The organism is Aquiflexum sp. (genome assembly GCF_977115555.1).
Map to the genome: position 1 here is coordinate 1 of NZ_CDSBKL010000099.1, position 11,879 is coordinate 11,879.

The window sequence follows — 11,879 nt, forward strand, 5'->3', positions numbered from 1 at the left end:
GCCTGTCCCAAGGCATTGACCTTGTCCTCAAACCTGTCGGGATACAATTCATAAGCCATCAGCATGTGCGCTGTCGCATAGCTGGAAGTGATGAGGTATTTGAGTTGGTCTCCGGCATCGTGCCAACCGCCACTCAGGTCCAAATAGGTGCTATCTGCCATCGGGCCAAAAAATGTCCGTCCGTCTTTTGCATGGCAGACCATGTCCAAAGTGGGATTGTAACCACATCGCTGCTGCCGCATAAATTCCAATAGGGATTCCTGCTGTCCGGTGTAAGTCCCCTCTCCGATCGGAAAAACAGATGATTGGGTTCTACTTTTTTTCCCTTGGAGAAAAAAATCACCTTTTTCAGTGACTTGGGAAAAATCCGCTTCCCAATACAGAAAGCCTCCCCATTCATTTGTTTTAAGCCTTTCAAGTTTGATTTCCAAAACTGTCTTTCCTGTAGCTTTGTCGATAAGTTGGAAGTTTTCTTTGACAATATCCTTGCTGAAAACTACCGCAACTTTGGTATCGGAAGGCAGGTAACCGAGTTGGTTGATACGGATGTGGATATCGTCTTGGGAATGTTCTACGGTTTCGACTCCATCAAAAATGGAGGTTAAGAAGAAAATAAATTGGATCAAATACATAGGCCTGCTTTGGATTTCTTGAATCTAAAAATAACAAAACACACCCTTTGGATTTTACCGATTGTATAAATGGAAGATTTTATAAAAAACATTATTTACTTTTTTTTTGATTTCCGGTAAATCTCCAATTATAAACAGGCAAATTGGAACAAAAAACCAAAATAAATGACCGTATAAATATCATTGACAGAATAAAATCCACTTTTTGATTATCTTAAAATTTCATTTCCAATCTCATTCCTATGAACATCAACCCAAGATCAATCTTCCAATTCTTGCTCTGCTTTTTGATCAGTTCAAGCCTATTGGCCCAAACTCCCTCCATCAAAAAATCCCCACCACTTTCAGAAGCTTCTCCCCAAAGTGTGGGGATCTCACCCGAAAGGTTGAAGAAACTGGATGCAATGCTGGAAGAATCCGTCAAAAACGAAGAACTGCCGGGATTGGTGGCGATGATTGTCAGAAACGGCAAAATCGTCTACCATTCTGCGAAAGGATTTGCAGATGTGGAATCCGGCAAAGCCATGCAAAAAGATGCCATCTTCAGAATCGCTTCCCAGACAAAAGCCATTACTTCCACCGCTGTGATGATGCTTTGGGAAGAAGGGAAATTCAGGTTGGACGATCCCATTTCGAAGTTCATCCCGGAATTCAAAAACCCACAGGTTTTGCAAAATTTCCGGTATGGCGATACCTCTTATACCGCTGTGGCTGCCAATAAGGAAATCACCATCCGCCACTTGCTTACCCATACTTCCGGTTTGGGATATGGTGTGATCGATGGAGATGAGCGGATGAAAAGGATCTACCACAAAGCCGGAATCATCGACCTCTACACTACAGAGAATATCAGCATCGGGGACAATGTGAAAAAATTGGCCAAACTGCCCCTCCACCATAATCCGGGAGAAAAATATACTTACTCTGAGGGATTGGATGTATTGGGATATCTGATAGAAATCGTGTCAGGAATGCCATTTGACAGGTTTTTGAGAGAGCGGTTGTTTGAGCCTTTGGGCATGCAGGACACTTGGTTTTACCTGCCTGATGCCAAAGCTTCAAGATTGGTGACCATCCACCGCAAAACCAACGGCAAATGGGAAGGTTTTCCAACCACTTTCTATGATCCCAATTATCCCATTACCGGAGCAAAAAGATTCTTCTCGGGAGGGGCAGGACTATCGAGCACTGCTAAAGATTACGCCACTTTCCTTCAGATGTACCTCAATGGCGGTGAACTCAATGGTGTCAGAATCCTCAGCAGAACTACCATCAAAACCATCATGCAAAATCAGACCGGGAACCTTTGGGGTGACGGAAAGCATTATGGATTGGCTTTTGGTGTGGTCAATGAAAAAGGAATCGCTCAAGGAGGAATCGGAAGCGAAGGCACATTCGATTGGGGCGGTTATTTCAACACCCAATACTTTGCCGATCCGGAAGAAAAAATCATCGGCATCCTCATGAAACAAACCCAACAAATCGGCGAAGAGACAGGTTGGAAATTCCGTCAGATGGTATTCACTTTGGTGGATGATTGAGGAGGAGTTTGACAGACCACAGTCCACGGTCGACTGTGGCTTCTTTTGAACTTCAGAATTTGTTTGGTGAGGTTTTAATTGAAATTGGTAAAAAGGAGAATTGAAAGTCAGGTGAGAGCCTGGCTTTTTTTATTTTATCAAAATCTGTGATTAACCTTCAAATCCTCTTGATCCCTTCCACCAGAATTCCCCAGTTATTATAACACAGGAACAACTTGCTGAAAAAGTTGGGACAACCAAATCCTACATTTCAAAAATTGAGAACAACATAAAAGAAGCCCGAATTTCTACCCTTCAAAAAATCATAGAACTTGACTTTGGTGGACGACTTGAATTTCGTGTGAAAATCTAACAATCAACTTGACAGAAAAAAGAAAGCCCTTTACAAGAGGGCTTCCTTAATAACAAAAACTACTTCAGTGGAAATACAGTCATCCTATCGGGACAAATAAAATTAATTAACCACTTTGACAATCCGATATATTACCTGACTTCTTGGAGCGGTTTCCATTTCACCTATTTCAGTCAGACCTTCGGGAACAACTATTTTGGAATCCCAAGTAGGGGTCAGTGCTTCTTTCAATGTTGGATAAAGATCATAGGAGACTGAATTAAAATTCATTTCACTGGAATGAGGTGAAAGCACAACAGCATTTCCCCATCCTCTTTGACCGACTTGATTCTTGTCCATGACTGTTTTAATGAACGGTGCCCAATGTTTATTTTCCAGATCAACGAGCGCATTAGGATCCGCCGAATTGTGATAGATCATATTAATAAATTTGAATTCATCATCAGCTACTACACCCGTCGCTTCCTGCCAACCGGCATCTCGTAGAAATAACACGCTTGTGGTTGTACTAATAGAGTTGGTCTCCATCTTAATCATAGTTACATTCGGAAATGCTGTTGTGATATTTCCCCAGATTTCGTTCATCGCGTCTATGTTCTTGTAGGTATTTATAAAAAGAAAATTCGAAGAATTTTCCATATCATAACCACCCACTTTTTCAAGAAGCGCCCAGAATGTGATATTACCTTTCGGAATTTCCTTGCGCAACATTTCAGCCCAATACGTAGTCTCTCTTTTGATAAATTCGTCACGTTTGTCATCAGGCACCTTACGGTACATGTAAACCGAAATTCCTGGGTCAGGTGCGGCTGTAGCCGTTGACTGCGCATTGGCATGCACCCCGACAATAACTAGTACAATCAGTGTTAACAAAATCTGTCTCATAAAATTTTGGGTTTAGATTATATTGAAATTATTGAAAAACTCAAAATAATATAATGTTTTTAATTTAAAAAAACAAATTTTAAAACGAAAAATATAAGATTGTTCAGGATTTGACATGAAATCCCTCATTTTAGAGCACTAAACTTGTGAACATCTGGGGATTAAAGAAAAAAAAATCAACAACCGCTAATCGAGTCCACAGCCGTGAGCAATAAACCTCCATCTAGTTCAGCTATGGCAGGGAGAGGGCAGGAGTCACCTAACTTTATGTACCCTAAAAAGACATAATCTGTGTGGTTTTTAGGTAATCACCAGGGATCGATTCATACCCCCTTTCATCTTAGGCTCGACAGCGTTATCATATTGCTGGGGTTCGGACTCTGATCGCATTCACCTGAATTTTTACCCTGATAAAAAATTCCCGCAGTTCCCAAATCCAATTTTTAGATTCGGGAACTACGGGAATTTGTGTTTTTTTAGTCTGCTTAAGATGGAATTATTACCAAATCAATAAGCCAATATCCAGATCGTTTCGTCATTGAATTCTCTTCTGAACCTGTTCACATTCCTTGCCGCTTCTTCCATGCTTGGATATACTGCCACAGATAGCCTAAAGTTGGTGGTACCATCAGCAGGTGGAATCACGTTTACTTTATAGGTTCCCGAAAGTTCCTTAGCCCTCAAACTTGCCATATACTCAGTCTGCCAGCTTTCGATGATGATGTAATGGTTATATTCGCCAGATGGAGCGACGGTAAATGCACCGTTTATTGATTCGTCAATTTCCTCTTCTTCAACTTCCGAAACCACCACTTCTACGCTTACCGGTACTGCCTGAAGTTCAGGAACAGCAAGGGTTTCAATCCTTTCTTTTTGGTCCGGATCTTCAAATTTGAAAGATTCATAAGGAAGGTTTTTCTCAAAAGAGGCCAGGTTCATGATGACAAATTCTGTCCTTCTGTTCCTTTGATGCTCTTCTTCCGTACATTCTACCACATCCACACAGTCATTTACCAACCTTGACTCGCCCATTCCCTCAGACCTCACCCTACGGGAAACAATCCCTTCTGTATTCAGGTAATTCAATACAGAAAGACCTCTTGTTTCAGATAGCTTCACATTGTATTCTGCCTTGCCCCTGGAATCTGTGTGGGAATACATCTGCAGCCTGAACTGTGGATTATCCCGCATCACTTCAATTATTTTTCTCAACTCGACTGAAGCGTCAGACCTGATGGCAGCACTGTTGTAATCATAATAGATATCGAAAATCCTGATGCCTTTGTCGAATGATACTTTTTCTGAAAATACATTCAGATCCAATTTGTTGTTTTGGTTAGGCTTGGTCGAAAATCCTTCTTTTACCTGATTGAAATATCCTGATGTGACGGTTTCGATGGTGTAGGTATTGTTGAGTGGCAAGAAGAAAGTGAACCTTCCTTCATCATCACTCACGACTGATGTATTTACCCCAGAAACAGTATCGGTAAGGGTAACAACCGTATTTTGGATTGGGGCACCTGTTTCTTTGTCTTTGACAACCCCGGTAACGGTGAAGAACTCCTCTGCCAATTGTTCTACAAAATAAATGTCATCCAAACCTACACTTCCATTCCTGTCGGAGGTTAGGAAAACCTGTCCATTGTTGGATTTGTCTTTGAAAAAGAAAAAATCATCTTTATTGGAATTGAAGGGTACACCAAGGTTTTCCGGAGTAGCGAACGAGGTGCCGACCATACTTGACTTGTAAATATCCAATCCTCCCAATCCTCCCAAACCTTCAGAAGAAAAGTAAAACACATCCTCATAGATAAAAGGAGATCTATCATTTCCAAATGTATTGATATCTTTTCCTAGGTTGACCGGATTGGACCATTTGTCATTTCCGAAATAATCCTGATAGTAAATATCACTTCCTCCAAATCCACCGGGCATATCGGATGAAAAATACAGCCTCTTGTTGATTTCATCCCAAAAAGGATCTGCGACAGTATATTTCAAAGAAGAATTGATGCTCAATGACTTGGCTTCACCGAATGTTCCGTCTGACTTCTTTTCTTTGTATAGCAGTTCAGGATACACTGTCAATCCAAATTTTCTCCCTTCCCTTTTATTTGTTTCATTACCAGCTTCCGTCACGGTATAAAACATCATGTTGCCTGACTTATGGATCGGGCCGATATGGTTTTCATTTTGAAATACTTTGGAAGAAACAATATTCTCTAGGTCATCATTGGTTTTATTCAAGTTGGCTTCATATACTGTAAGGAAGCCATTTCCGGTCCAGCCATACCTTTGGTTATCAGTCAATCCACCTGCTCCTTTTTTGTCGGAGATCCTGTCTGAACTGAAGAAAATCACTCCTTCGTCAATAGTTAGACCAAATTCTGAATAAGTTGTATTTAACGATTTCAGCGGTTTGATCTGGTATTTGGTGGGGGTGTTCAAAATTTCTTTGGCCTCACCTGCGGATTTCCGCAGCATCATCCATTTTGGTTGCTTGCTGACTTCCCCGTCTTTGAGAATCATTTTATCCAAGACTTTGGCAGACTCATCAAATTTTGAATTGGCGATCAATGATTCAGCATATTGGTAGGAATCTTGGGTGGTAAGTTCGTCCTTATCTTCCAAAAACCTGTACCATGCAGCCGCTTTGCCAAAATCCCTCATTTTGTAATTGGAATAAGCTAAGCCTCTGGCAGTTTCATTGTCTTCTTTTTTCTCCCAAGCTTCCCCAAATTCGTAGGCAGCATCCTTGAAATTAAATAATTCAAGCTGTTGGTTAGCCCTTTTGATACTACTGTTGTATGAAGAGCAGGAGGTCCCAACCACGATCGGGACTAAAAATAGGAGGTGTATGTATCGTTTATTCATTGTATTGGTATTTAAAAGTGTCTTGGAGAAACCACCCTGACGAGACTCGGGGCAAACATATACCCGATAGAAATATCGTGGGTGGAAAAATTCCTAACATCAAAGCCTGAAATATTATGATCGTATGCGTAACCTACCCTGAGTCCGTTTTTAACAAAAAACTCAAATAAGAAAACTACGGCTGTTCCTTTTTTCAAATTGTCAGAAGTTGCCCTGTTGGCATAATCCAGAGCTGTTCTATAGGTGGTCCCGAACCAGAATTTATCCTTGTAAACCATGGAGGCAGTCATGTCGATTCTTGATGGCGCATTGAAATCGTCAATCATCATGAATGTCGGGCGGAGCGCAATATCAGGAGATAATTCTACTAATCCGCCACCTGTAAGGTAAAAATGTGTCCTTGGCTCCATGAAAATATCTGCGTTTTCCGATTGATTCATGGGTGAAACCAAATTGTCTACCGCTATTCCAAAAAACTTGCTGTCATCGTAATAAAACATCCCCAATTTGAGATCAGGATAGGAAATCTGATTTTTTACTGCAGGAATGCTGGGATCATTTGGATTGCTAGTAGATAATGCCAAACCATCAATCATGGAACCGATAAAGCCAATTCCCATTCCAAAACTCAGGTAACTTGATTGGGCAATGTGCAGGTGATAGGCAATGTTGCCATAGACAGCATTGGTACGCTGGGCACCTATTTTATCTGATACACCGACCATACCCACACCGATTCTTGACTCAGGCAAGTATCCGTCTGCACCGATGGCAAAGGTCTCAGGACTACCTTCGACTCCTGTCCATTGTTTCCTATAGTAAGTTTGGATATAAAGCTGCTCTTTATAGCCTGTGTAGGCAGGGTTGATGAACAATGGGTTGAACATGTATTGGCTAAACTGTGGTACCTGCTGTCCAAACAGATGCTGGGAAACCATCAGTATAAAGAAAAATAAAATGGATAACTTTTTCATAATGCTACTTGATTACGGTCAGATAACCGGTGAATACTTCCTCTTTGCCATCCTGTGCAATAAGTGTCAGCTGGTAGAAGTAAGTGCCTTCTCCCACTCCTTGCCCATTCCAATCATTTTTATAGTTGTTGGTTTTGAATATTTCTACCCCCCATCGGTTGACGATGACAAGCCTGTTGTATGGATAGATATCTAAAAGTCCTTTTACTACCCAGTCTTCATTGATGCCGTCACCATTTGGCGAAAAAGCATTAGGAATAGAGAATTCCATCTGACGGTGGGATACACTTGCGGTATTGTCCAAGATGTTTGAGTCTTTTTCATTTGAAACTACATCGGCGACATTGGTGATATCGGCGATGGACTCAGCGGTGACTTCTATTTCCAAAGTGATGATTTCTCCCGGAAGGATTTCATCGATCTCAAGGACCACGGCATTTTCTGCGATATCAAAACTCACTTCTCCGATAGAGGCCGTTGCACTTTTATATTTGACTCCAACAGGCAAAGTATCGCTGAGTACGACCAAGGTGGCCTTTGTGTCACTTAGATTTTCAACAGAAAGTTTGTATTTGAAAGTGCTTCCCTTGGCCACGATGTTGGCCGACACCTCTTTGGTCAGTTTCAGGTCTACTTGATTCACTGTGAGTGCAGGGGAAACAGCTCCCACCTCATCAAAGTTGGTGCCTTCCACAAGAACTTCATTGACAACCGAACCTTCCTCCAAGGTGACCATGACAGAGATGGTCAAAGTGATAGATTGATCCGGTACCATAATCGGGATATTCCAAGTAACAATATTATCTTCAATCACCCCTAGATTGGATGCTTCCATCGGGATCAGCCCGTCAGGAAGGGTATCGGTAACCACAATATTTTTTGCATCGAAATCACCATTATTGGTAATTACAATCGAGTACTCAATTATTTCTCCCGGTGAAGCAGAGGCTACTGAAGCATCTTTTGTAACAGTTACCTCTGTATCTTCCAGGGAATTATTGATCGAGACCAAGCTTGGATCAGAAACCTGTGAACCGGCAGGATCTGATGGTGAAGTGACGGAAGCGATATTGCTGATGACCTGACCATCTGTTAGATTTCCCAATGCATTTACTACCAAAATCAAATCAACTTTTTGGCCTGCATCTATCTTAGAAATAGTCCAGGAGACAGTACCGTTTGCATGAACTCCCCCATTATCAGCACTGACGAAAGTGGTTTCAGCAGGAAGTACATCGGTGATGGATACATTAGCGGCATTACTTGGCCCACTGTTTTCTACAGAAATGGTATACACTATCTCTCCTCCTGCCAATACTTCAGTCACTCCCGCTGTTTTGGTGATAGATAAATTTGCCAGAGTTACTATATTAACCTCAAGGTCAGGATCAGGACTACTTTCGACAGGATCATTCACATCATCAGGGCTGTCAGCAATGGCGATGTTCATGATTTTGGTTCCTGCCAAGACATCTTGCCCTACTTTTACTACCAAAACCAAAATAATGGATTCACCGGGAGCCATTGTTCCCAAAGACCAAATTACGGTTCCGGAATCATGCGTTCCCCCATTTCCGGTAGTCACAAAAGAAGTTCCCGTAGGCAATTCATCTGTGACCATTACATTGGTTGCTGGCGCATTTCCTGTATTACTGACTGTGATGGTGTATGTAATTTCTTCTCCCGCATTGATAGAAGTTTCATTGGGGATTTTGGTAATTTCTAGTATTGGTGAACTGTTATCTATCGTAACCAAACTCGGGGCTGATGTTTTGATACCGGCGGGATCAGATGGACTGTTTACAGTTCCCACATTGCTGATAACGGTACCGTCAGTCAAGGAAGCCGACGAAGTTACAGTTACCTGAAGGTTGATTTGCTCTCCAGATTTGATGGTACCAACCAGCCAACTGACGTTGCCATTGGCAAAGACACCACCATTTGAGGCACTTACAAAAGTAGTCCCTGATGGAAGGGCATCGTTCGCCACGACCCCGAGGGCATCACTTGGGCCATTGTTGCTAACAGAAAGGGTGTAAATAATATTTTGCCCTGATCTGATGATTGGCCTATCAGCTGCTTTGGTAATTTCAAGAGTGGCCAAATTTTCAATGGTCACTTCCAAGCTTATATCACTGCTGCTTTCTATTGGTCCTTCGAGGTTATCCGGACTGTCTGCAGTTGCAATATTCTTTATTTTGGTACCTGCCGGTACACTTGGGTCTACTTTTACCACCAAAATCAAATCAAGTGAGGCTCCTGCGTCCATTGTACCCAAAGACCAAGTGACCAAATCTGATGCAAATGTACCTCCGTTGTCTGCTGAGACAAAAGTGGTGTTGGCTGGTAAAGGATCGGTTACAACGAGGTTGTTTGCTGGGGCATTTCCGGTATTTCGGACCGTAATAGTATAAGTAATGTTTTCACCGGCATTGGCTGTAAAAGCTCCGGGAAGTTTTGTGATGTCAAGGACAGGAGCAATCACTTCGACTGTGACTACACTGGGGCTTGAGCTCGCCACATTAGTAGGATCAGCAGGACTTACCGCTGAGGCAATATTAGTAAGTTGGGTGCCATCTGCAAGGTTTGCAGCTGCGGTTACCACAAGTACCAAATCTTCCTGTTCCCCAATTGGCAGACTGGCAATTGTCCAAGTGACCGTACCATTAGAATGAACGCCTCCATTGCTGGCGCTCACAAAAGTTGTACCTGTGGGCAGGACGTCTGTCACACTGACATTCGTGGCGTTGGCAGTTCCCAGGTTGGTCACTGTAATTGTGTAAGAAATCGTATTACCGGGATTTACTTTTGGGGAGGCTGCGAATTTGGAAACAATCAATTCCGGCAAAGACACTACGATTACCTCATTTTCAGGATCGGGATCGTTCAGTACAGGAGTGCTAATATCAGGACTTTGAACTGACACCCCATTGATGATGACAGTCCCGTTTGGAACTGTAAGACCCACCTGAACTACCAGATTTATTATTCTAGTCACTCCCGGGTTTATTGTCCCCAATGTCCATGTGACCAAACCGGCGTTATGGGTCACTGAATTATCAGCAGAGATAAAAAATGTACCCGTAGGCAATTGGTCAGTAACTGTCACATTTGTTGCCGGCGCCGTTCCAAAATTGGTAACCTCAATGGTATAGGATATAAATTCTCCAGCAAACACAGTCGGTGCATTTGCTTTTTTGGTGATTGCCATTTCGGGTATCACCTCTTCTACTATGACATTGGAAGGATTTGAATCTTTTGGAGAAGCCGGATCAGATGGGCTAGTTACTCTTGCGGTATTGGTGATTACTTCATTCCCGACAAAATTTCCATTTACCAATACTTCAAGGGTGATGACGATGGTTTGCCCCGGAGAAAGAAGACCAATGGACCAATTGACTGTGCCGTTTGAATGCACACCACCCCTATCTGTAGATACAAATGTTGTCCCTGCAGGAAGCACGTCCCTGACATTGACATTTGTTGCAAAAGCATTTCCGGAATTAGAAACTGTAATGGTATAAGTGATGGTATCTCCCAACCTCACTGTTGGGGTATTGGCAGTTTTGGCAATTTCCAGGATCGGTATGATTCCTTGGAGTACCGTAACTTGAGCATTATTGGATGTCTTTGGGGAGGCAGGATCATCTGGACTGGAAGCTTCTGCTTTGTTGATGAGGATCGTTCCTTCTACCACTCCGAGATTTACCAAAACCCTTACAGTCAATACCTCGGTCTGCCCAGATGCGATAGTCGGGAAAACCCAGGTTACAGTTCCTGCATTAAAAGTACCACCATTGGTAGCGGAAACAAAAGAAGTGCCTACAGGAAGGACATCTGTCACTGTGACGTTATTCGCAGCATCAGGACCACCGTTGAACACACTTACTGTGTACAGGATTTCTCCACCTGCCTGGACAATGATAACATTGGAAACTTTAAAAACTTCCAACCCAGCGGCCGCAGCGGAAAAACCTTCTCTTCCAGCATCAGGACTATCAGTGCCTGAAAGCACATGAGTATCTTCTCCTGATTTTTTGGTAAAATCGGATGAACCTGGGGAAGAATGAAAAAAATCTGGTGATGCTTGCAGTTGGAACCAGGATATAAACAGGATGACAAGCAATACAGATTGTTTGCAAAATTGCTTCATGAACAATCTTTTTAAAGTAGAAATTTATTAACAAAAACAAGCAATGCTTGAGGCGATTTAGATAGAGTCAGTTCGAGTTTTTACTAGGGGCTTTTAGGCTATTTTCCCACATTTTTTGCTAAGGGTGAATCAGCAAATCTTGACAAAATAGTCAATTACAAGGCTAAAGTACATAGATAGTTTGGAAATCATAATTATTTTCCAAAAATCTTATTCACGGAAATTTTATAAAAAAATGATTACGAAAAAAGTAAATCCTTCATAATTTTTTTTAACAAAATGGCGATTTTGAGCAACAGGGGCATAAAATACAAAGGACTAGTGATGAATTCCAAAAAAGTGCTAATTCCAGATTTCTATGTTTTTTACAAATTCCAGAAATCGAATGAAATCTGCCCAAAAAAAATTTTAAAAAAATATATAATTTTTTTTGACCTCTGTTCGTTCCCGGGAATTTATTTGAAAAAA

At 41.9% G+C, this 11,879-nt stretch carries 7 protein-coding genes; 2 read left to right on the top strand and 5 right to left on the bottom strand.

From position 1 onward, the window contains the following. Window positions 1-632, bottom strand: a 632-nt coding sequence (locus tag ACZFYI_RS08130) for a cellulase N-terminal Ig-like domain-containing protein (RefSeq protein ID WP_462523624.1), incomplete at its 3' end; no start/stop codon positions are given. Between the two features lie 242 nt (window positions 633-874). Between ACZFYI_RS08130 and ACZFYI_RS08135 the strand changes: the two genes are divergently transcribed. Next, complete coding sequence (locus ACZFYI_RS08135; protein WP_462523625.1) at window positions 875-2,173, top strand: serine hydrolase domain-containing protein; 1,299 nt, start codon at window positions 875-877, stop codon at window positions 2,171-2,173. A 199-nt stretch (window positions 2,174-2,372) separates the two neighbouring features. Next, on the top strand, window positions 2,373-2,525 hold the full coding sequence (locus ACZFYI_RS08140) for a helix-turn-helix domain-containing protein (protein WP_462523630.1): 153 nt from the start codon (window positions 2,373-2,375) through the stop codon (window positions 2,523-2,525). Window positions 2,526-2,627: 102 nt separating this feature from the next. Here the strand turns inward: ACZFYI_RS08140 and ACZFYI_RS08145 are convergent, their stop codons facing one another. From ACZFYI_RS08145 to ACZFYI_RS08160, 4 genes are all read right to left on the bottom strand, one after another. Next, window positions 2,628-3,410, bottom strand: a complete 783-nt coding sequence (locus tag ACZFYI_RS08145; RefSeq protein ID WP_462523626.1) for a hypothetical protein — start codon at window positions 3,408-3,410, stop codon at window positions 2,628-2,630. Window positions 3,411-3,917: 507 nt separating this feature from the next. Further along, a complete protein-coding gene (locus ACZFYI_RS08150; protein WP_462523627.1) occupies window positions 3,918-6,284 on the bottom strand; it encodes an OmpA family protein in 2,367 nt (788 codons plus the stop codon). An 11-nt stretch (window positions 6,285-6,295) separates the two neighbouring features. Continuing rightward, window positions 6,296-7,258 (bottom strand): PorP/SprF family type IX secretion system membrane protein, encoded by a 963-nt coding sequence (locus tag ACZFYI_RS08155; protein WP_462523628.1) that lies wholly within the window; start codon window positions 7,256-7,258, stop codon window positions 6,296-6,298. Between the two features lie 4 nt (window positions 7,259-7,262). Beyond that, a complete protein-coding gene (locus tag ACZFYI_RS08160; RefSeq protein WP_462523629.1) occupies window positions 7,263-11,411 on the bottom strand; it encodes a DUF7507 domain-containing protein in 4,149 nt (1,382 codons plus the stop codon). Window positions 11,412-11,879: the final 468 nt, after the last annotated feature.

Bases quoted from the DNA above. Each gene is read 5' to 3' on its own strand.
- ACZFYI_RS08145 (WP_462523626.1), bottom strand. From the start codon at position 3,410: ATGAGACAGATTTTGTTAACACTGATTGTACTAGTTATTGTCGGGGTG.
- ACZFYI_RS08150 (WP_462523627.1), bottom strand. From the start codon at position 6,284: ATGAATAAACGATACATACACCTCCTATTTTTAGTCCCGATCGTGGTT.
- ACZFYI_RS08155 (WP_462523628.1), bottom strand. From the start codon at position 7,258: ATGAAAAAGTTATCCATTTTATTTTTCTTTATACTGATGGTTTCCCAG.
- ACZFYI_RS08135 (WP_462523625.1), top strand. From the start codon at position 875: ATGAACATCAACCCAAGATCAATCTTCCAATTCTTGCTCTGCTTTTTG.
- ACZFYI_RS08160 (WP_462523629.1), bottom strand. From the start codon at position 11,411: ATGAAGCAATTTTGCAAACAATCTGTATTGCTTGTCATCCTGTTTATA.